Below are 19,716 nucleotides of genomic sequence, written 5' to 3'. Positions count from 1 at the left end.
GCGAAAGCGATCTCCACGCCTCGTATCAGCGGTCGTTGATGTGCGGATATGTCGTTCTGCGGCAATCCGCCATCGGCGAGGGTCGATACAATGGCCTCGATACCACAGGCATGGGCTGATTTCAGTCGGCGGGCGCCGTGTAGCGGCGATGGACCGCTTCCGCGATGGCGGCACGGCTTTTATGCGGATCGAGACTATCGTCATCCTCGATGACCGCCGCTTCCTCCGCAAGTCCCTGATCCTTGACCTGGTCGCGGAACCAGGCCGAATAGTCACCCGCGCGCAAGTGATGCTCCCAGGTGCGGTCGTCGATTCCCTCGGCGATATGGAGGAACATCATGAGATTTTGCGCTTTCAGGTTGAGCTTGCCGTCCGCGCCGCGGAAATAGAAACTGTTGTCGCCAAGATCGCCCTCGGCATACTTCCGAATATGGCGCTTGCGTTCCTGCCGGGGGCGCTCGATCGAGATCGGCCTTGCAGGATCGGCTGTTGACCGGTTCCAATACAAGACCTTGTTTTCCGGTGGCGGCACGACGCCCTGCGGCACGTCCTCGCCAATTGCGGCGCAGAAGCTTTCGACGACCTTGTCGGCTTCCGGGCCAAGAGCCAGCACCGTGTCGACACCTGCCAGCACGTCCCGCGAAACCAGATCGGGATGAACTGTGACCAGAATGGTCGCCGAAAGGCTCTTTGGAAGCGCAAAGAATGTGCCATCGCGCGCATGCGGCAACATATGGTGTGCCTCGTCGATGATCAGCCAATGCGGGCGTCCGGTGCGGGCGCGAAGCGCGGCAAGCTCCGGCAGCAGCTTGGCGAAGGCGTTTGGCCGCTCCGCGGTCTTGATCCCGAGCATGTTGACGGCGACATTGTTGGACGGCTTCGACAAAAGGTCGAAGATTTCGCGCGAGCTCGGCGGGCTTTTGGCGTCGCCAACCACCAGTACGTCCTCCAGTTCCTCGTAGTCGCCCTCCGGGTCGAGGACGCAAAACTGGAAGCCTTGCTCGACAAAGCGTTCGGTCAGGGCGGTGGCGAGGGTGGATTTCCCGATCCCCGACGTGCCGGCCAGCAGCACGCCGCCGCCGCGCGGTGAAAGGTGCATCACCGTGCCCGATCCGTCGTCCGCGCCAATCTCAATGCGTTGCCGCGCCGTGTCCAGCAAGGCGGCGTCATGCGAGATGAGGCCCTCGATCAACTCCCTCACGCCCGCGCCGCGGGCACCATTCGTCACGTGGCCCGCCGTCTCCCGTACCTTCGGCAGTGCGTTGGCGACTGCAACTCCGAAGCCGACGGCGCGCAGAAAGGCATGGTCGTTCTCCGCATCGCCGATGCCGACGACATTGTGGGCGGACAACCCCAGATCCTCGAGGGCAGCCGCAAGACCGGTCGCCTTGTTGACCCCGCTTGGCAGCACCATGACGGCACCTTTGTTGAAGATGATCTCCAGTTCCAGGCCAAGGTCTTTGATCACTTCCAGCACGATGGTCTCATTAGGCTCCCTGGTGGCGACGACGGAACGTCCCATCGACAGGGGCGCGATCTTGCGCATCATCAGCCTGTCGACGAATTCCGCCGGAGGCGCAGGCGCCAGGATGCGCTCCTCCTTCGAAGCTGGCGTGTAAACGAGCGCGCCATTTTCGGCGACGACTTTGTCGAAAATGCCAAGCTCCGGGAAAACGCTTTCGAGATCGGCAAGCTCGCGACCGGTGACCATTATCAACTTGCGGCCGGTTTCCTTCAGCCGCCCGAGCGCGGCACGGGTCGCATCGGAAACGATCCCGTTTTCCGCGAGTGTGCCGTCGTAGTCAGTGGCTAGTGCAAGAACATACATTGAACTGTCCGTCGGTAGTCCGAAGCTGACCCGAGAAGCTGTCTCGCCGAACTGAGCGGGAAGCCATCTGCTGCGGTGACTTTGTCTTGGCTGATCGGTTCAAACGGCGCTGGCTGCCGATTGTTCCCGGGAAGGCAAGAGTTGCTGAGGCCTGGCTTTTGCTTAAGCATCGGTTTTTCCCAACCCGGTACGCGCTTGCTAGCCGACAATCCTGAATCCGTTCGGCTCCTGGCCGGGATCGACGTCTTGGGATGTCACGCTGGAGACCGACGCTCCGATCGGTCCTTTCCAGAACCGGTTCATCATGGTCGAAATTGCGCGCTCGGGTCCGACGATCAGTGCCGTTACGGATCCGTCCTCCTCATTGCGAACCCATCCGGACAGACCGAGCCTCTCGGCCTCGGTCCGTGTCCACACGCGAAACGAGACGCCTTGCACCCTTCCACTCAGCCTGACACGTACCGCTTTGCGTCCGTCCTCCATGATCACCTCCGTGCAGCTGTTTGTTCACACCTTCAATCACCAGCTGCGAAAAAGGCTCCGCCTTGTCGGCAACGGAACCATGCGGCGGCGGCTTTGTTTAAAGACGGACAGCTGCAGGTTGCTGGGGGCCTCGGAGCCACGATTCCATGACCAACGATTCTCCAAAGGGAGGCGCCATTCCGGCATCCGTTCCGACGATCGACGCAAAAGCGGCGCCGACGCTTCAGCACGCCGAGGCCGAGGTCTTCTACACCGAGGCGATCCGCGAGCTTGCCGCGACGGACATTCCCTTTCTTGTCGCCGGCACCTACGCGGTGAGCGCCTACACCGGCGTCACGCGCCAGACGAAGGATCTCGACATTTTCTGCAAGGCCGGCGATTACGCCCGCATTCTCGCTCATTTCAAGCAGGCCGGTTATGCGGTCGAGATATTGGATGACCGGTGGCTCGGCAAGGTCTTCAAGGGCACGCATTTTTTTGACGTCATATTCGCCTCGGCGAACGGAACCATGCCTGTCAGCGACCAGTGGCTGGAGCACGCAAGGCAGATCGATTTGCTGGGTAGTCGGGTGCGGATCGTAGGTCCGACCGAGCTTATCTGGTCCAAGTGCTTCATCCAGGACCGAGGCCGCCACGACGGCGCCGACGTCGCTCATACAATCCTCAAGGCGCAGGATCAAATCGATTGGCACCGGCTGCTTTCCTACCTCGAAGTTCATTGGGAGGTGCTGTTGATGCAGCTTCTGAATTTCCGATGGATCTATCCGAGCGAGCGCGATCATGTACCGGCCTGGCTGCTCGACGAATTGCTTGACCGTCTCGCCAAGCAGAGGGAACTGCCCACGCCCCGAATGAAGATTTGCCGCGGACGACTGCTTTCGCCGACCGACTACGAGATCGACGTCAAGGAATGGGGCTTTGCCGGCGTCGGTGGAACAGGAGAATTTCGTGATGGCTGAGAAGGGCACAACCGCCAAGGCAAGGGTTGGGAACGGCGACACCGTGAGGATTGCGGCTGTCGGCGACCTGCATGTGAAGGAAGACGCCGAGACCTCTTGTCGTGATCTCTTCGGCGAGGTCTCGCGCGAAGCGGACGTCCTCGTTCTCACCGGCGACCTCACCAATCTCGGCAAGCCCCGCGAGGCCGAAATCCTTGCGGAAGATTTGCGCGCCTGCGCAATCCCAGTCGTCGCCGTGCTCGGCAACCATGACTATGAATCCGGCGCGGTCGAGGACGTCGCCCACATCCTTCGGCAGGCAGGCGTCCATCTTCTCGACGGCCAGACGACGGAAATCAAGGAGGTCGGCTTTGTCGGCGTGAAGGGTTTCATTGGCGGTTTTGGATCACGCATGCTCGGCTCCTTCGGCGAGCCCGCGATCAAGGCGATGGTCGCCGAAAGCGTCAGCGAGTCGATGCGGCTCGAAAACGCAATGCGGCAGGTTCGCACCAATCGTACGCTTGTCGTCCTGCACTACGCTCCGGTGGTCGAGACAGTCGCTGGCGAGCCATTGGAGATTTTTCCGTTCCTGGGCTCGTCGCGCCTGGCGGAGACGATCGATCGGTTCAAGGTCAGCGCCGTGGTGCATGGCCACGCGCATCGCGGTGCCTATGAAGGTCGCACGCCCGGCGGCGCCCCGGTATATAACGTCGCCATGCACGTGGCGAAGCCAACCGGCCGTCCCTACGCCTTGCTCGAAATCTGAAGCACCCTGTGGGTGGTCAGCGGTCGATCTCGCCGAACACGATATCGAGCGACCCGATGATCGCAGCGACATCGGCGATCATGTGCCCCCGCGACAGAAAATCCATTGCTTGCAAATGGGCAAAGGACGGCGCCCGGATCTTGCATCGATACGGAGTATTGCTGCCATTCGAAACCAGATAGACGCCGAACTCGCCCTTCGGCGCCTCTACCGCGGCGTAGACCTCTCCTTGGGGCACGCGAATACCCTCGGTGTAGAGTTTGAAATGGTGGATCGTCGCTTCCATTGAGCGTTTCATCGTCGCCCGCGGCGGCGGCGTGATCTTCTGGTTCGGGATCGCGACCGGCCCGCGGCCTTCGGGCGATCTCAATTTCTCCACGCATTGCTTCATGATCCGCACCGATTGGCGCATTTCCTCCATGCGGACGAGATAGCGGTCATAGCAGTCCCCGTTCTTGCCGATCGGAATGTCGAAATCCATCTCTGCGTAGCACTCGTATGGCTGCGCCTTGCGCAAGTCCCATGATGCGCCCGACCCGCGCACCATCACGCCGGAGAAGCCCCAGGCCCAGGCGTCGTCCTGCCCGATCACACCGACATCGACATTGCGCTGCTTGAAGATGCGGTTGCCGGTGAGCAATTCGTCGAGATTGTCGCAGACCTTGAGGAAGGGGTCGCAGAATGCCCAGATGTCGTCCAGCAGCTTCGGAGGCAGGTCCTGATGCACGCCGCCGACCCTGAAATAATTCGCATGCATGCGGGCGCCGGAGGCGCGCTCGTAGAAAACCATCAGCTTCTCGCGCTCGGCGAAACCCCAGAGCGGCGGGGTCAGCGCGCCGATATCCATGGCCTGTGTCGTGACGTTGAGGAGATGCGACAAGAGCCGGCCGATTTCGCAAAAGAGAACACGGATGAGCTGTCCGCGCTTCGGCACTGAGATTTCGAGCAGCTTCTCGGCGGCGAGGCAGAACGCATGCTCCTGGTTCATCGGCGCGACGTAGTCGAGCCGGTCGAAATAGGGCAGCGCCTGCAGATAGTTCTTGTACTCGATGAGTTTTTCCGTGCCGCGGTGGAGCAGGCCGATATGGGGATCGGCCCGGTCGACGATCTCGCCGTCCAGTTCCAGCACCAGCCGCAGCACGCCGTGAGCAGAGGGATGCTGCGGCCCGAAGTTGAGAGTGAAGTTGCGAACTGCAGCTTCCACCATGACGCTGCTCCGCTGTACTGGGGTTCTCATGGCCGAAGCCGTGTGCTCCGCTCAGCCACGCCCGGGCCGTCGATCACGTGGTTGTCTGAATGATCAGCGTCAGCATGCCATCGCCGTCGATATTGGCAGCGACGACCTGCGAGGAATCAAGCCCGTTCGCCGCCAGCGCCGTTGCTGCCTGCGGTGACGCATCGATCGAGCTCTGCAGGGTAAGCAGATCTTCAACGCTGGTCTGGGTGATCACGGCCTCGGCTTGTGTTTTGAGTTCGGGAGGCAAATCCTCGAGGGCGACGATCGCAATGCCAGTAAAGTTCTGGTCGGTGAAACCCTGATCCGGTAGCGCTTGATCCGGCAGGGCTTGGTCAGGCGGCGTTTGGTCGGGCAGGGTTGGATCGGGCAGGGCTTCCGGGGCAGGGGGTGCGATTTGGGGAAGCTGCGGGTCGGTAGATTGCGCGTGGATCGGCTGCGCCAGGGCCAATCCCGAAAGGGCGGCAATTGTCGTCAACATGCGCATGATCGGTCCTTCCGTTCTCCGGTTGCTCGGGGAGGATCACTTGGTGACCACACAACCACCGTGCCGGATTATGGTTCCAGGTCCGTCACGGATAAGGCCGTCGGGAGGTCCTGCCACATGCGTCGGGCCGACGCTACGCGACGGAGAATCGATCGATGACCCACAGCCATGTCCCGTCGCCTTGGCGGCGGGCGACCTCGGCGGTTACGGTGCCGTCGGGGAGACGGGTTGACGTGAGTGCCAAATCTCCGCTGACAACAGCCGGGGCCTGATTTCCGGCAGCAAATTTTCGGCCCGTTGCGGTGAGGTCCGCAAAGAGTGCCCGGATCGCTTCGCGGCCCAGCGTCAGTCGCCCCTCACCGCTGTCGACGACGGCGTTGGGTTCAAAAAGCGCGGCCATGCCGTCGATGTCTCCCACCCACTGCCGGGAGATCAGCAGGCGCTCCAAATCCTGGGGATCACGCGCCGGCTCACGGCTTGGTTCATCGGTCATGGCGAGGACTCCTCCGGCATTCTCATGAACTACAGGTTCTTACGAACTGTAGGATCTCATGAGTTGCAGGCTGCCGCAAAAGCCTTGGCGGCTTGGGCGCTGCCCTTGAGGGAAGTGACAGCCATCTAACCCCCGTCATTGAGCCGACGGTTCCGAAGCCTCCGGCGATCGGCTGTGATCGACGGACCCAGGTTCTGCGACCCCGGCTTATGGCTTACGGCGTTTTGGATTACGCTTTTAGCAGCGAGCACGCTCGCGCAGGTCGCCTAGGTTAGCTTGCCTTCGGCGCGAGGCGCTGCGCGACATGGTCGGCGACCGCCAGGCTTGAGGTCAGGCCGGGGCTCTCGATGCCGAACAAATTGACCAGGCCCTCCACGCCGTGGACCGACGCGTCCTGGATGACGAAGTCGGCATTGGCTTCGCCGGGACCGGAGAGCTTCGGCCGGATGCCGCTATAGGCCGGCTGCAGACTGCCATCGGCGAGACCCGGCCAGTATTTGCGGATCTCGTCGTAGAAGCGCTCGCCGCGCGCTGGGTCGACGCGATAGTCGAGTTGATCCGTCCATTCGACATCCGGCCCGAAGCGGGCGACGCCGTCGAGGTCAAGCGTCAGATGGACGCCGAGCCCGCCGGGTTCGGGTATGGGATAGACCAGCCGCGAGAACGACCCCCGGCCGGCGACCGAAAAATAATTGCCCTTGGCATAGCGAAGTTCTGGCACGAACTGCGGGTCGAGCCCGTCAAGCGAGCCGGCAAGTGCCGTGGCACCAAGCCCGGCGGCGTTGACGAAGCGCGCGGTGGCGATTTCAAAGCGCCAGCCGCTGGTGCTGTCGACCGTGTCGAGCACGATGCGCCCACTCTCGATGCGGCCGGCGACGATGCGGGTGTTGAGGCTGAGTAGCGCCCCGTGCTCCTCGGCGTCGCCCAGCAGCGCCAGCATCAGGGCGTGGCTGTCAATGATGCCGGTGGCGGGAGACAGAAGAGCCGCCGTGCATCGCAGCTTCGGCTCCAGCCCGCGCACCTCGGCGGCGGTCAAGGACGTCAGGTCGCCCGCGCCGCAGGCAGAGGCGTTGGCCAGGATGGAAGCGAGCACCGGCTCCTGTCCGGCATCCGTGGCGACGATGAGCTTGCCGCAGCGCGCATGCGGCACCGCCCGCTCCTGGCAATAACGGTAGAGCTTTTCCCGGCCTGCCACGCAGAGCCGGGCCTTCAGCGATCCGGTCGGATAGTAGATGCCGGCATGAATAACCTCGGAATTGCGCGAGCTAATCCCGGCGCCGATGGCGTTCTCGGCTTCGAGGATCAAGGTGTCCATGCCGCGCTGCGCCATCTCGCGCGCGATCGCGAGGCCGACGACGCCGGCGCCGGCAACGATGCAGTCGACATGGTCCACGATCAGGCCACCTCAGGCTTGTTGTTGTGCCTGCTGGTGAGCCGTTCGGGAATCAAGTCCTCGCGACGCGTACAGCCGGCTTCTGCATGTCTCAGTCCATCCGCCAGCCCTTCCGAAAGGGCTTGACACCCTTACAAGAAACAGATGCACCAAACAGCATCAATGCCAGAGGCCGATGCGCGCCGAACGGCGGCAAGGACGCACGTCCCGGCATGCAGGACAGGAACGATCATGGACGGTCGACCGAATTCTCCCGAAGCTCGCGACATCAGCTACCACATGCACGGCTACACCAATGCCCGCAAGCATGAGGAAGCAGGGCCGCTCGTCATCGAGAAAGGCGACGGCATCTATGTCGAGGATCTCGCCGGCAACCGCTATATCGAGGCGATGGCCGGGCTTTGGAGTGTCGCGGTCGGCTTCTCCGAGAAGCGGCTGGTCGACGCGGCGGTGCGCCAGATGTCCAAGCTGCCCTACTATCACGACTTCGGCTCCAAATCGCATTCGCCGCTGATCGATCTCGCCGAGAAACTTGTGGAGATGGCGCCGGTGCGGATGAGCAAGGCGTATTTCACCAATTCCGGCTCCGAGGCCAACGATACGGCCATGAAGATGATCTGGTACCGGTCGAACGCCCTCGGCCAGCCGGCACGCAAGAAGATCATCAGCCGCAATCGCGGCTATCACGGCGTCACCATTGCCTCGGCAAGCCTGACCGGCCTGCCCAACAACCACATTTCCTTCGACCTGCCGATCGCCAATGTGCTGCATACGGCGACGCCGCACCATTGGCGCGAGGGATTGCCAAATGAAAGCGAAGAGCAGTTTTCGAGCCGGCTTGCCGACGATTTGGAAAAGCTGATCCTCGCCGAAGGACCGGAAACCATCGCTGCCTTCTTCGGCGAGCCCATCATGGGCGCCGGCGGCGTCATCGTTCCCCCGGCCGGCTATTGGGAGAAGATTCAGGCGGTCCTGTCGAAATACGACGTCCTGCTCGTCGCCGACGAGGTCATCTGCGGTTTTGGCCGAACCGGCGAAATGTTCGGCTCGCAGACCTTCGGCATTAGGCCAGACATCATGGTGCTGTCGAAGCAGATTTCTTCCTCGTACCTGCCGATCTCAGCCTTGCTGATCAACGAAAAGGTTTTCGAGCCGATTGCCGACGAAAGCAATCGCATCGGCACCTTCGGCCACGGCTTCACAGGCGGCGGTCATCCAGTCGCGGCGGCGGTCGCGTTCGAGAACCTGAAGCTGATCGAGGAACGCGACCTTGTCGGCAATGCGCGCACGGTCGGCGCGCATATGCAGAAGCGGCTGCGCGAGCTCGCTCCGCACCCGCTTGTCGGCGAGGTGCGCGGCGTCGGCCTGATCGCGGCGGTCGAACTGGTTGGCGACAAGGCGGACAAGACGCCGTGGGAGACGGCCGGCGCGCTGGGCGGGCTCGTCAACGGTTTTATGCAGCAGAACGGCGTCATCTCGCGCAACATGGGCGACGCGCTGGCCTTCTGCCCGCCGCTCATCATCACCGAGCCCCAGGTCGATCAGGTGGTAGACGCGTTTGAAAGATCGCTCGAAGCCGCGGTCAAGCAGGTCGGGTCACTGAGCTGATCAGGTCGTCCGAAGGCAGAGGCTGAATGGGCGTTGGTGATTGGCGAAGTCGGCAGCTTCGCTGGCGGCGCCACGCTCGGCAATTGGTCTGAAGCGATTGCCCCGGGATCCTACTTGAACATCCACCGCGCCGGTGCTACGTCCACCCTATCGACAGGGGCGCTCCGTATTGCCGGGGCTGAGATGGAAGGTGCCAAGCCTTCGGTCCCTCAAGCTGATCTGGGTAATGCCAGCGGAGCGAGGCGACTATGTTTTCAGGTGCACAGATTTCCCTGTATCCGATGTGCGACGATTTCGTCGGCGTCATCCTTAGAGCAATTTCGGCGATGGATTCCTATCGGCCGAATTTCCGCATCGAGACCGACGACATCTCGACGCTGATCGTCGGCCCGCCCGAACAGCTTTTCCCGGCCATGCGCGATCTGTTCGCCTCGGCGGCGGCAGGTGGCGCGCATTGCGTGTTGTCGGCGACGGTGTCGCGCGGCTGCCCTGGCGAGCCCGACGATCCGATCTGCACACCGATTTCCGGAAGCAGCCACGGACTGTCTCTGACCGAGCGCATCGGTGCGGCGCGGGCGCATGTCGACAGCGCGAAAAAAAACGGACAACAGGTCGCCGCGCAGTTCTCGCTCTATCCGCTCGGCGAGGGCCATCACATGGACGAGATCTACGGCTGCATCGACTTTCTCAAGACCTCGGGCGTCTTCGACAGATCGAAGAACTTCTGCACGAAGCTGAGCGGTGACGCCGGGCCGGTGTTTGCGACGCTGTCGGAAGCCTTCCTTCGCTTCGGCGCCCCGCAAGGCCATGTCGCGCTCGATCTCACCGTGTCAGCGAACAGCCCGACATCTTGTTAGTGTTGGTTGTCAACGGATTACAGCGAAATCCGAAACGGCATCCGGAACGACCACCAGTTTGCCGACAAAGTCCTTGGCGATGAAATCCGCCTGGGCGCGGTGGAAATCGGAGAGCCTGTAGACACCGCCGACCAGCGGCCGGATGTTCTTCTCCTCGATGTAGTGGACGATGCGGCGGAAATCGTGTCGCGTGCCTTGGCTGGACCCGTGCAGCTGCAACTGCTTGAGATACATGGTGCGCAGATCGAGCTGCACGACCGGGCCAGCAATCGCGCCGGCCGTGGTGTAGCGGCCTTCGGGCCGAAGGATGCGCAAGAGGTCATTGAAGATCGCGCCGCCGACCAAGTCGGCAACCACGTCGATCGGCTGTCCGCCTGCCGCCCCATTTACCGCAGCCGCCAGGTCAGCGACGCCACGGGTGATCACTGCCTCGGCGCCGATGTCGAGCACCGCCTGTTCCTTGCCCTTGCCGACGACGGCATAGGGAATGGCGCCGCGCGCCCGCGCCAGCTGCACGATGCCGGAGCCGACGCCGCCGGAGGCGCCGGTGACCAGCACGCGCTCGCCGGCCTTCAACGCGGCGCGTTCCAGCATCTGTTCGCCGGTGAGATAGGCGCAGCAGAAGGTGGCGAGTTCGACATCGGTCAGATTGGTGTCGACAACATGGGCGTTGTCGGCCGGCACGGCCTGGTACTCGGCATAGCCGCCGTCACGGCCGTGGCCCATATAGTCGATGTCGGCGAGTGAATCGTCGTTGCGGTTGTAGATGGAGAAGTCGACCATCACCCGCTCGCCGATGCGGTCCGGCGAGACACCATCGCCGACGGCGACAATGTGGCCGACCGTGTCGGCGCCCTGGATTCGCGGGAAAGTCAGCGTGTTGCCTTGCCGCCGCCAGGTCGACACGGCGGCTGCGTCTTCTTCCGTGCCATAAGCGCCCTGTCGCACCCAGACGTCGGTGTTGTTCATGCCGCAGGCAGTGACCTTGACCAGCACTTCACCAGGGGCGGGCGACGGCACCTTCACGTCGGTGCGGTAGACGAGCTTTTCCGGTCCGCCGTGACCGGTCAGAAGCACGGCGGCCATGGTGGCGGGGAGGGGTTTGGCTATGGCTTTCATGTCGGTTCTTCAGAGGTTCGCGAACACGCTTTTCACCACATCAGCCGTCTTCGATACGACGATGTCGGCCTCTTCGCGCGTCAGGCAGAGCGGCGGCGCGAAGCCGAGAATGTCGCCTTGCGGCATTGCCCGGCCGATGACGCCGCGCTCGGCAAGGGCGGTCGCGACCTGCGGGCCGATCTTTTGCGAGGCGTCGAAGAACACGCGGTCGTCCCGGTCGGCGACGAATTCGATTGCCGCCAGCATGCCGTCGCCGCGAACCTCGCCGACATTTTTGTGGCCGCCGATGGCTTTCGCCAGTTCAGCGCGGAAATAGGCGCCGGTCTCGCCGGCATTGGTCACCAGGTCCATCTCGTCGATCAGTTCCAGGTTGGCGACGCCGGCGGCAACGCAGATCGGATGCGCCGAATAGGTCCAGCCATGGCCTATGCTGCCGAGCTTGTCGGAACCCTGCACCAGCACCTGCCAGACCTTGTCCGCGACGATGACGCCCGACAGCGGCGCGTAGGCCGAGGTCAGGCCCTTGGCGATGGTGATCAGGTCGGGCTTGATGCCGTAATGGTCGGAGCCGAACATGGTGCCTAGCCGGCCGAAGCCAGTGACGACTTCGTCGGCAACCAGCAGCACGTCGTACTTCCTCAGCACCGCCTGGATCTTTTCCCAGTAGAGAGCGGGCGGCGGCACGATGCCGCCGGTGCCGAGGATCGGCTCACCGATGAAGGCGGCGACCGTGTCCGGGCCCTCAGCCAGGATCATCTCCTCGAGCTTGTCGGCGCAGTATTGCGAGAACTGCTCCTCGCTCAGCGAGCGGTCGGCGCGGCGGAAGTAGTAGGGCGCCTCGGTGTGCAGGATCGGCGCGCGCGGCAGGTCGAACGCGTTGTGGAACAGGTCGAGCCCGGTCAGCGATCCGGTCATGACGCCGGAGCCGTGATAGCCGCGCCAGCGTGAGATGATCTTCTTCTTCTCGGGACGGCCGAGCACGTTGTTGTAGTACCAGATCAGCTTGATGTTGGTTTCGTTGGCGTCGGAACCGGAGAGGCCGAAATAGACCCTCGACATGCCTTGCGGCGCCCGGTCGATGATCATCTTGGAGAGCGTGATCGACGCCTCGGTGCCGTGGCCGACATAGGCATGATAATAGGCGAGGTTCTTGGCTTGGGCGGCGATGGCGTCTGATATCTTCTGGCGGCCATAGCCGACATTGACGCAGTAAAGCCCGGCGAAAGCATCGATGCTCTTGCGCCCGTTGTTGTCCCAGATGGTGACGCCTTCGCCGCCGGCGATGATGCGGGTCGGCGATTCACCCCGTGCATGCGTGCCCATATGGGTCGAAGGATGGAAGAAGTGGTCGCGGTCCCAGGCGGCGAGTTCGTTGGACTGGTCGAGCATTTTTTGACTCCTTAGAGAAAGACGGTCTGACGCGGCTTAAGGTGTGTCGAGATTCAGGTCAGGCCGAGTCGAAAATGGTGGCTTCCGAGAACCGGAGCGGAGCGTACTTTTTCTTACGTGAGCACCGGAAGCGCAGGACGCCGCCATTTGCAGACCGGCATCACCTGAAGGTCGATACACCTTACGCAACGTCCAGGCAGAGATATTTAAGGTCAGTAAAGGCTTCGAGCCCGTGGCGCGAGCCTTCGCGGCCGATGCCGGACTGTTTGACGCCGCCGAACGGGATCGGCGCGCCGGTGATCTTGACGCGGTTGATGGCGACCATACCGTAGTCGAGTGCGCGGCCCATGCGCAATTGGCGGCCGCCGTTCTCGGTGACGACATAGGCGACGAGGCCGTATTCGGTGGCGTTGGCGCGGGCGATGACCTCGTCTTCGCTGTCGAAAGGCGTCACGGCAGCGACCGGACCAAATGTTTCCTCGCGCATGATCAGCGCGTCGTCTCCAACATCGGCCAGCAGGGTCGGCTGGTAGAACAGCGGCCCTGCAGAATCGCGTTTGCCGCCGGTAAGGCAGTGCGCGCCATGGGCGAGCGCATCGGCAACCTGCTCCTCGACCTTCTTGACGCCGCGCTCGTGCATCAAGGGCCCGATGTCGGTGTCATCGGCCAGGCCATTGCCGGTCCGCAACGCCTCGATGCGCATGGCGAAGGTGGCGCAGAAGCGATCGTAAATCGGGCGCTGGACATAGATGCGGTTAGCGGCAAGGCAATCCTGGCCGGAAGTGGCGAATTTGGCATCGACAGCGATAGTCACAGCCTTATCGAGATCGGCATCGGCGAAGACGATCAGCGGTGCATGGCCGCCAAGCTCCATCACCAGCCGCTTCATCGTCGGCGCACTTTGCGCGGCGATAAGCCTGCCGATCTCGGTCGAGCCGGTGAAGCTCATGGCCCGGACGCGAGCGTCTTCGCACATGCGCCCAACGATGGTCGAAGCCTTGCCTGTGACGATGTTGAAGACGCCTGCCGGCAGGCCGGCGCGCTCGCCGAGTTCGGCCAGCGCCAGTGCCGACAGCGGCGTTTCCGACGAAGGGTGCGCGACGATCGTACAGCCGGCTGCGAGCGCGGCGGCCGCCTTGCGGGTCAGCATGGCCGCGGGAAAGTTCCACGGGGTGACGACGCCGACGACGCCGAGCGGTTCGCGCCGCACCATCATCTCGGCGTTTGGCAAATGGCTGGTGACGCTTTCGGCGTTGAGGCGTTTTGCCTCCTCGGCATACCATTCGACGAAGGAGGCGGCGTAGTCGATCTCGCCAAACGCTTCCCTAAGCGGCTTGCCCTGTTCGAGCGTCATCAACAGCGCCAGATCATCCTTGGCAGCGATGATCAGGTCGAACCATTTTCGCAGAATTCTCGCGCGTTCTTGCGGGAGCGCCGCGCGCCACGCGGGAAAGGCACGCGACGCCGCGTCGATCGCCTTGCTCGTCTGCCTGCTATCGAGCGCGGCAACCCAAGCAACGGTAGCGCCTGTGGCAGGATCGGTCACCTCGAAGCTCTCGGCGGCCTCACTCGCAGTCCAGTGGCCGTCGACATAGGCGAGTTCGCGCAGCAGCCGGCGGTCGGCGAGGCGGTCGAGCGCTTCGTGGCGTTGTGGGCGGGCAAAATGCGCGGACATGTTCGAGGTCTCCCGGTTCGGAGTGATACAGGAAGACTATCCGCGTAAAGCAGACAGAGAGGCTGTTTGGGCGCCCGGGCGTAGAGAGATTGTCTCTATTGCATCGCACGGGCAGCCGATCTCTCTAGCGCTAAGACGACGCCGGCAGCAGATCCGCCACCGGCAGGGCGACCTCTTCCTTCACCGTCTTGGTGACGATGTAGGTGAAATAGCGGTCGATGCCGATCTCGCGTTCGAGCAGGGCGTCGACGAACCGTTGGTAGGCGTCGATGTCGCGCGCCATCACTTTCAGCAGATAGTCGACGCCGCCGCCCACCGACCAGCAGGCGACGATTTCGGGGACGGCGCGGATGACGCGCTCAAAACGGTCGAAATCGGCCTGGCGGTGGCTGGCCAGCGTCACCTCCATCAGGACTGTGGCGACCGGCGCGACGGCGCGCATCGCAACCTTGGCGTGATAGCCGGAGACGATGCCGGCCTTTTCCAGCTTGCGCAGCCGCATCCAGCACGGCGTCGGCGACAGGCCGACCTTATCGGCGAGCGCCAGCTTGGTGATGCGCCCGTCGCGCTGGACCGCGTCGAGGATTTTCAGGTCGATCTGATCGAGTTTCGGTGCGGCCATGAGCGTCCACTTTTTCGTCCCCGACACCATGACGGCGCATTATTTCGATTGTCAATTGCACTGATTTCGATCTCTAATATGTCATGACATTGTGGCGTCCAGATCCCGCGCTCATCCGGCGGCCGGCCTATCAGTCGCTCGCCGACCAGTTCGCGCGCGCCATTCATGATGGACGGCTAGCCAACGGCGCGCGGCTGCCGACGCATCGCCGGCTGGCCGACGAATTGAAGCTTTCGGTGCAGACAGTCAGTCGCGCCTATGAGGAGTTGATCCGCCGGGGCCTGGTTTCCGGCGAGATCGGCCGCGGCAGCTTCGTGCAGACGCAGCGCCGCGAGCCCGAGCCGCCATACCTGCCGGAGCGTCTTGGCGAGGTCATTGACCTCTCCATCCTGAAGCCGGTTTGCGAACCGATGCATCTGGAGCGGCTGAAACAGGCGCTCGGCTGGCTTGCCGAGAACCTGCCGTCGAGCTCGGCGCTGTTGTTCCGGCCGAACATGGTGTTCCCGCGCCACCGCGCGGTGGCGGTCGAATGGCTGCGGCTGTGCGGTCTCGATGTGTCCGCGCAGAATGTCAGCCTGACCAACGGCGCCACGGCCGGCATGACAGTGGCACTGATGAGCGTGGCGCCGCCCGGTTCGACCGTCGCCACTGAGGCGATCGGCCACCACACGCTGATCCCGCTGGCGCGCTATCTCGGCTTCAACCTCGTGGGCCTGCCGATCGACGATAATGGCCTGATCCCGGAGGCGCTCGACGAGGCGTGCCAGCTTTCCGACATCCGCGCCGTATTCGTGCAGCCCTCGGTGATCAATCCGACCGCAACGCTTATGGGCGCCGCGCGGCGCGAGCAGATCGCCGCGGTGGCGCGCAGGCACGACATCGCGATCATCGAGAACGACGTGCTCGGCCCGCTGGTCGAGGGTCGTCCGCCGCCGGTCGCCGCCTTCGCGCCCGAGCGCACGCTCTACGTCACCTCCTTCACCAAGATCGTCGTGCCGGGCCTGCGCATCGGCTATCTCGCGGCGCCCGACCGCTATGTCGCCGCCGTCGCCAACCGGCATCTCGTCTCCAACTGGATGGCGACGCCGCTGGTGGCGGAGATCGCGACAAAATGGGTGACCGACGGCACGGCGATGGAGCTTGTCCGCTGGCAACGTTCCGCACTGCGGCGGCGGCAGGAGATTGCCGCCCAGGTGCTTGCCGGGGTCGACTATCGTGTCCATCGTGACGGATTGCATCTGTGGCTGCAGCTGCCCGGCGACCGCGCCGAGGAGAGTTTCGTCTCGCAGGCCCGTTTGCAGGGCGTGGCGATCGCGCCAGGCACATCCTTCCGTATTTCGCAGGAGCCCTGGCAGCCGGCAGTGCGCATCTCGCTGGGCTCGACCACCGAGGAGGAACTGCGCGCCGGCCTGAGCGTTGTCACCAAACTTCTGCTCGGCGATCCGGAGCATCTCCTGCTGGCGATCTAGGCAAAGATCGCCGCGAATTGTGCGGAGCCAGAAACATTGTCATGAGTTTATTTTCCTGATTGACATGATTTGGCGCGTTCCGCATCGTTGAAGGCACCAAGCTTCTCCAGCACGGGGAATTCATTGTCCGCGCCCATCATCAGGATCGACGGCATTTCCAAAAGCTTCGGCACCTTCAAGGTGCTGGACGGCCTGTCGATGCAGGTCATGCCGCGCGAGAAGCTGGCGCTGATCGGCCCATCCGGCTCGGGCAAGACGACAATCCTGCGCATCCTGATGACGCTGGAGAGGATCGACAGCGGCCACATCCAGATCGACGGCGAGCAGCTCTACCACATGGAGCGCAACGGCCAGTTGCTGCCCGCCGACGAACGGCATCTGGCAAGAATGCGCCAGAAGATCGGCATGGTCTTCCAGCTGTTCAACCTGTTTCCGCACAAGAGTGTCATCGACAACGTCACGCTGGCGCCGATCTTGACCAAGGGCATGCCGCGCGCCGCCGCCGAAAAACGGGCGGTGGAACTGCTCGACATGGTCGGCATGGCCGACAAGGCCAGAGCGATGCCGGCGCAGCTCTCCGGTGGGCAGAAGCAGCGCGTTGCCATCGCTCGCGCCTTGGCGCTGCAGCCCAGGATCATGCTATTCGACGAGGTGACATCGGCGCTCGATCCGGAACTGGTCGAGGAGGTGCTGAACGTGTTGTGGCGGCTCTGCTCCGAGACAGACATGACCATGCTGCTGGTCACCCACGAAATGGGTTTTGCCCATGATTTCGCCGACCGGGTTCTGTTCTTCGACCGCGGCAAGATCGTCGAGGAAGGCAAGCCTGACGAGATTTTCCGCAATCCCAAGCAGGAGCGTACGCAAGGCTTCCTGAAGAAGATCATCGCGGCCGGACATCGCGTCTGACCGCCATGCAAGGGCGGCAACGCCGTCTCGACCAAAGCAAACCAAGAAGAGAAGCAAGGAGTTGGGAACAATGAAGAAATTTGGCATTCTGGCCGGCGTGGCCGGTGTTGCACTGACGGCGGTTCTGGCCGCCTCGACCGCGGGATCGGCCGACGACAGCAAGCTCGAAGAGCTCAAGGCTCAGGGCTTCGCCCGTGTCGCCATCGCCAACGAGCCGCCCTATACGGCGGTTGCGGCCGACGGCAAGGTTTCGGGTGCGGCGCCCGACGTGGCGCGCGAAATCTTCAAGCGCCTCGGCGTCAACGACATCGTCGCCTCGATCTCGGAATATGGCGCCATGATCCCCGGCCTGCAGGCCGGCCGTTTCGACGTCGTCACCGCCGGCCTGTTCATGAAGCCGGAGCGCTGCGCGGCCGTCGTCTATTCGGAGCCGGTGCTGTGCGACGCCGAGGCGATGCTGGTGAAGAAGGGCAACCCGAAGGGCTTCAAGAGCTACGAGGATGTCGCCAAGGATGCCACCGCGACCATCGGGGCGCCGGGCGGCGGCACCGAGGAGAAGCTGGCGCTCACTGCCGGCGTGCCGCGTGACCGAGTCATCGTCGTGCCGGACGGCCAGAGCGGCCTGAAAATGCTGCAGGACGGCCGCATCGACGCCTATTCGCTGCCGGTGCTGTCGATCAATGATCTGGTTAAGAAGGCCAACGATCCGAACCTCGAAGTCGTCGCCCCCGTGGTCGGTGCGCCGGTCTATTGCGACGGCGCGGCCTTCAAGAAGGGCGACGAGGCGCTGCGCGACGCCTATGACGTCGAGCTGGCCAAGCTGAAGGAGTCCGGCGAATTCGCCAAGATCATCGAGCCTTACGGCTTCTCGGCGGCGGCAGCGATGTCGACCAGCCGCGATAAGCTCTGCTCGGCGAAGTAGGGCCTTTTTCCTTCTCCCCGTTCACGGGGAGAAGGTGTCACGAAGTGACGGGTGAGCGGCAGCGCCATCCTTGGCAGGTTCGCGCTGCCGCTCATCTGCCTGCCGGCATCTCCTCCCCGTGGAACGGGGAGAAGGGGCTGTCGCGGCAGTCTCGCATAACCGCAAACGATAGGAAATTTCGAACTTCATGACCCAATGGTCCGGCTATTTCGGCCTGATATTGCAGGGAGCGCTTGTTACCATCGAGCTGACGCTGATGGGGTCGGTGCTTGCCCTGATCATGGCCTTTCTCGCCGGGCTGGGACGGCTGTCGCGTTTTTTCGCCATTCGGGCGCTGGCCACCGCCTATATCGAATTCTTCCGCGGCACCTCGATCTTCGTCCAGCTGTTCTGGGCCTATTTCGTGCTCCCCTTCATCGGCATTTCGCTGACGCCGCTGCAGGCGGGCGTGCTGGCGCTCGGCCTCAATGTCGGCGCCTATGCGGCGGAGGTGGTGCGCGGCGCCATCCAGTCGATCGGCCGCGAACAGTACGAGGCCTGCACCGCGCTCAATCTCGGCCGCTGGCAAGGCATGCGCCATGTCATCCTGCCGCAGGCGCTGCTGGTCATGCTGCCGACCTTCGGCAACAACGCCATCGAACTGCTCAAGGCCACCGCCGTCGTTTCGCTGATCTCGCTCGCCGATCTGACCTTCCAGGCGCAGGTGGTGCGCTCGCAGACCGGCAACACGCTGGTGCCGTTCACCACCATTCTCATCATCTATTTCGCCCTCGCGCTGATCATTTCCTGGGGCGTGCGATCGCTGGAACGCCGCATGGCGCGCGGCCTCGATGGGGTGCGCGTATGATCGATCGGGCGTCATAATGGAGTGGGATTGGAATTTCGTCTGGGAGATCATGCCGACCCTGATCCAGGGCGTGAAGATCACCATCCTGGCGACGCTGCTCGGCTCGGTTCTGGCCGCATTCGTGGGGCTAGCCATCGCGCTGGCGCGGCGCTCGCCGAACAAGGGCTTGTCGCGCACCGTCGGCTTCCTCGCCGAGTTCATCCGCGGCACGCCGCTCTTGGTGCAGCTCTATTTCATCTTCTACGTGCTGCCGGATATCGGTATCCTGCTGCCACCGCTGGTGGCGGGCGTCATCGGCCTCGGCCTGCATTACGGCACCTACACGGCCGAGGTCTATCGCGCCGGCATCGACAATGTGCCGCGCGGCCAGTGGGAAGCCGCCAAGGCCTGCAATCTGAACGCCAGGCAGACCTGGACCCACATCATCATGCCGCAGGCGATTCCGCCGATGATCCCGGCGCTTGCCAACTACTTCATCGCCATGTTCAAGGAGACGCCGCTGCTGTCGGCGATCACCGTGCTGGAACTGATGAACCAGGCCAAGAGCGTCGCCAACACCTATTACCGCTATGTCGAGCCGATGACCTTGGTCGGCGCCTTCTTCCTCGTCATCAGCCTATTCTCGATCGTGCTGCTGCGCTGGCTGGAACGCCGCTATGGGCGGATTGAAAGATGAC

19 protein-coding genes and 1 riboswitch are annotated in these 19,716 nt (G+C 63.1%); of the genes, 9 read left to right on the top strand and 10 right to left on the bottom strand.

Annotation, left to right across the window (positions count from 1 at the left end; translation table 11 throughout):
- Positions 1 to 121 precede the first annotated feature (121 nt).
- Together AC0L25_RS11545 and AC0L25_RS11540 are read right to left on the bottom strand one after the other, a co-directional pair.
- Positions 122 to 1,828: an HAD family hydrolase gene (locus AC0L25_RS11545; protein WP_473595601.1), complete on the bottom strand. Its 1,707-nt coding sequence runs from the start codon at positions 1,826 to 1,828 to the stop codon at positions 122 to 124.
- A 198-nt stretch (positions 1,829 to 2,026) separates the two neighbouring features.
- The gene (locus AC0L25_RS11540) at positions 2,027 to 2,311 is read right to left on the bottom strand and encodes an acylphosphatase (protein ID WP_473595600.1); all 285 of its coding nucleotides are present in this window, start codon (positions 2,309 to 2,311) and stop codon (positions 2,027 to 2,029) included.
- A gap of 146 nt (positions 2,312 to 2,457) precedes the next feature.
- On the opposite strand from AC0L25_RS11540, the gene AC0L25_RS11535 reads away from it, so the two are divergent.
- Together AC0L25_RS11535 and AC0L25_RS11530 are read left to right on the top strand one after the other, a co-directional pair.
- Positions 2,458 to 3,270, top strand: a complete 813-nt coding sequence (locus AC0L25_RS11535) for a nucleotidyltransferase family protein (protein ID WP_473595599.1) — start codon at positions 2,458 to 2,460, stop codon at positions 3,268 to 3,270.
- Positions 3,263 to 4,015: a metallophosphoesterase family protein gene (locus AC0L25_RS11530; protein WP_473595598.1), complete on the top strand. Its 753-nt coding sequence runs from the start codon at positions 3,263 to 3,265 to the stop codon at positions 4,013 to 4,015. The genes AC0L25_RS11535 and AC0L25_RS11530 overlap by 8 nt, the downstream gene beginning before the upstream one ends.
- A 16-nt stretch (positions 4,016 to 4,031) precedes the next feature.
- Here AC0L25_RS11530 and AC0L25_RS11525 read toward each other — a convergent pair whose 3' ends face one another.
- The 4 genes from AC0L25_RS11525 to AC0L25_RS11510 form a co-directional block, all read right to left on the bottom strand.
- Positions 4,032 to 5,222, bottom strand: a complete 1,191-nt coding sequence (locus AC0L25_RS11525) for an NADH-quinone oxidoreductase subunit D (RefSeq protein ID WP_473595597.1) — start codon at positions 5,220 to 5,222, stop codon at positions 4,032 to 4,034.
- A 73-nt stretch (positions 5,223 to 5,295) separates the two neighbouring features.
- Entirely contained in the window at positions 5,296 to 5,736 is a 441-nt protein-coding gene (locus AC0L25_RS11520) for a hypothetical protein (RefSeq protein ID WP_473595596.1), read from the bottom strand.
- A gap of 133 nt (positions 5,737 to 5,869) precedes the next feature.
- Positions 5,870 to 6,229, bottom strand: a complete 360-nt coding sequence (locus AC0L25_RS11515) for a YybH family protein (protein ID WP_473595595.1) — start codon at positions 6,227 to 6,229, stop codon at positions 5,870 to 5,872.
- A 271-nt stretch (positions 6,230 to 6,500) separates the two neighbouring features.
- Positions 6,501 to 7,622, bottom strand: a complete 1,122-nt coding sequence (locus AC0L25_RS11510; protein WP_473595594.1) for an NAD(P)/FAD-dependent oxidoreductase — start codon at positions 7,620 to 7,622, stop codon at positions 6,501 to 6,503.
- Positions 7,623 to 7,853: 231 nt separating this feature from the next.
- On the opposite strand from AC0L25_RS11510, the gene AC0L25_RS11505 reads away from it, so the two are divergent.
- Entirely contained in the window at positions 7,854 to 9,230 is a 1,377-nt protein-coding gene (locus AC0L25_RS11505) for an aspartate aminotransferase family protein (protein WP_473595593.1), read from the top strand.
- A gap of 145 nt (positions 9,231 to 9,375) precedes the next feature.
- A riboswitch (TPP riboswitch) is annotated at positions 9,376 to 9,488 on the top strand.
- On the top strand, positions 9,479 to 10,087 hold the full coding sequence (locus tag AC0L25_RS11500) for a YkoF family thiamine/hydroxymethylpyrimidine-binding protein (protein ID WP_473595592.1): 609 nt from the start codon (positions 9,479 to 9,481) through the stop codon (positions 10,085 to 10,087). Its footprint overlaps the riboswitch before it by 10 nt.
- 9 nt (positions 10,088 to 10,096) lie before the next feature.
- Here AC0L25_RS11500 and AC0L25_RS11495 read toward each other — a convergent pair whose 3' ends face one another.
- From AC0L25_RS11495 to AC0L25_RS11480, 4 genes are all read right to left on the bottom strand, one after another.
- Positions 10,097 to 11,206, bottom strand: a complete 1,110-nt coding sequence (locus tag AC0L25_RS11495; RefSeq protein ID WP_473595591.1) for an alcohol dehydrogenase family protein — start codon at positions 11,204 to 11,206, stop codon at positions 10,097 to 10,099.
- Positions 11,207 to 11,215: 9 nt separating this feature from the next.
- Positions 11,216 to 12,595 carry an aminotransferase gene (locus tag AC0L25_RS11490; RefSeq protein WP_473595590.1) on the bottom strand — a complete coding sequence of 460 codons (1,380 nt, stop codon included), beginning with the start codon at positions 12,593 to 12,595 and terminating at the stop codon, positions 11,216 to 11,218.
- A gap of 181 nt (positions 12,596 to 12,776) precedes the next feature.
- Positions 12,777 to 14,270, bottom strand: coding sequence for an NAD-dependent succinate-semialdehyde dehydrogenase (locus AC0L25_RS11485; RefSeq protein ID WP_473595589.1), 1,494 nt, complete (start codon positions 14,268 to 14,270; stop codon positions 12,777 to 12,779).
- A gap of 130 nt (positions 14,271 to 14,400) precedes the next feature.
- Positions 14,401 to 14,892 (bottom strand): Lrp/AsnC family transcriptional regulator, encoded by a 492-nt coding sequence (locus AC0L25_RS11480; protein WP_473595588.1) that lies wholly within the window; start codon positions 14,890 to 14,892, stop codon positions 14,401 to 14,403.
- Positions 14,893 to 14,975: 83 nt separating this feature from the next.
- On the opposite strand from AC0L25_RS11480, the gene ehuR reads away from it, so the two are divergent.
- The 5 genes from ehuR (at position 14,976) to ehuD (ending at position 19,715) form a co-directional block, all read left to right on the top strand.
- Complete coding sequence (gene ehuR / locus AC0L25_RS11475; protein ID WP_473595587.1) at positions 14,976 to 16,361, top strand: MocR-like ectoine utilization transcription factor EhuR; 1,386 nt, start codon at positions 14,976 to 14,978, stop codon at positions 16,359 to 16,361.
- Positions 16,362 to 16,484: 123 nt separating this feature from the next.
- Positions 16,485 to 17,270 (top strand): ectoine/hydroxyectoine ABC transporter ATP-binding protein EhuA, encoded by a 786-nt coding sequence (ehuA, locus tag AC0L25_RS11470; protein WP_473595586.1) that lies wholly within the window; start codon positions 16,485 to 16,487, stop codon positions 17,268 to 17,270.
- 70 nt (positions 17,271 to 17,340) lie between these two features.
- Positions 17,341 to 18,192, top strand: coding sequence for an ectoine/hydroxyectoine ABC transporter substrate-binding protein EhuB (gene ehuB, locus AC0L25_RS11465; protein WP_473595585.1), 852 nt, complete (start codon positions 17,341 to 17,343; stop codon positions 18,190 to 18,192).
- A gap of 187 nt (positions 18,193 to 18,379) precedes the next feature.
- Positions 18,380 to 19,039, top strand: coding sequence for an ectoine/hydroxyectoine ABC transporter permease subunit EhuC (gene ehuC / locus AC0L25_RS11460; RefSeq protein WP_473595584.1), 660 nt, complete (start codon positions 18,380 to 18,382; stop codon positions 19,037 to 19,039).
- 16 nt (positions 19,040 to 19,055) lie between these two features.
- Positions 19,056 to 19,715 (top strand): ectoine/hydroxyectoine ABC transporter permease subunit EhuD, encoded by a 660-nt coding sequence (ehuD, locus tag AC0L25_RS11455; RefSeq protein ID WP_473595583.1) that lies wholly within the window; start codon positions 19,056 to 19,058, stop codon positions 19,713 to 19,715.
- Position 19,716: the final 1 nt, after the last annotated feature.

The sequence above is a fragment of the Mesorhizobium sp. WSM4813 genome (assembly GCF_055811555.1).
This window is presented reverse-complemented; position numbering and strand designations above follow the sequence as displayed.

Excerpts from the sequence above, each read along its gene's own strand:
- AC0L25_RS11545 (WP_473595601.1), bottom strand. The coding sequence starts at position 1,828 with ATGTATGTTCTTGCACTAGCCACTGACTACGACGGCACACTCGCGGAA.
- AC0L25_RS11540 (WP_473595600.1), bottom strand. The coding sequence starts at position 2,311 with ATGGAGGACGGACGCAAAGCGGTACGTGTCAGGCTGAGTGGAAGGGTG.
- AC0L25_RS11535 (WP_473595599.1), top strand. The coding sequence starts at position 2,458 with ATGACCAACGATTCTCCAAAGGGAGGCGCCATTCCGGCATCCGTTCCG.
- AC0L25_RS11530 (WP_473595598.1), top strand. The coding sequence starts at position 3,263 with ATGGCTGAGAAGGGCACAACCGCCAAGGCAAGGGTTGGGAACGGCGAC.
- AC0L25_RS11525 (WP_473595597.1), bottom strand. The coding sequence starts at position 5,222 with ATGGTGGAAGCTGCAGTTCGCAACTTCACTCTCAACTTCGGGCCGCAG.
- AC0L25_RS11520 (WP_473595596.1), bottom strand. The coding sequence starts at position 5,736 with ATGCGCATGTTGACGACAATTGCCGCCCTTTCGGGATTGGCCCTGGCG.
- AC0L25_RS11515 (WP_473595595.1), bottom strand. The coding sequence starts at position 6,229 with ATGACCGATGAACCAAGCCGTGAGCCGGCGCGTGATCCCCAGGATTTG.
- AC0L25_RS11505 (WP_473595593.1), top strand. The coding sequence starts at position 7,854 with ATGGACGGTCGACCGAATTCTCCCGAAGCTCGCGACATCAGCTACCAC.
- AC0L25_RS11500 (WP_473595592.1), top strand. The coding sequence starts at position 9,479 with ATGTTTTCAGGTGCACAGATTTCCCTGTATCCGATGTGCGACGATTTC.
- AC0L25_RS11495 (WP_473595591.1), bottom strand. The coding sequence starts at position 11,206 with ATGAAAGCCATAGCCAAACCCCTCCCCGCCACCATGGCCGCCGTGCTT.
- AC0L25_RS11490 (WP_473595590.1), bottom strand. The coding sequence starts at position 12,595 with ATGCTCGACCAGTCCAACGAACTCGCCGCCTGGGACCGCGACCACTTC.
- AC0L25_RS11485 (WP_473595589.1), bottom strand. The coding sequence starts at position 14,270 with ATGTCCGCGCATTTTGCCCGCCCACAACGCCACGAAGCGCTCGACCGC.
- AC0L25_RS11480 (WP_473595588.1), bottom strand. The coding sequence starts at position 14,892 with ATGGCCGCACCGAAACTCGATCAGATCGACCTGAAAATCCTCGACGCG.
- ehuR (WP_473595587.1), top strand. The coding sequence starts at position 14,976 with ATGACATTGTGGCGTCCAGATCCCGCGCTCATCCGGCGGCCGGCCTAT.
- ehuB (WP_473595585.1), top strand. The coding sequence starts at position 17,341 with ATGAAGAAATTTGGCATTCTGGCCGGCGTGGCCGGTGTTGCACTGACG.
- ehuC (WP_473595584.1), top strand. The coding sequence starts at position 18,380 with ATGACCCAATGGTCCGGCTATTTCGGCCTGATATTGCAGGGAGCGCTT.
- ehuD (WP_473595583.1), top strand. The coding sequence starts at position 19,056 with ATGGAGTGGGATTGGAATTTCGTCTGGGAGATCATGCCGACCCTGATC.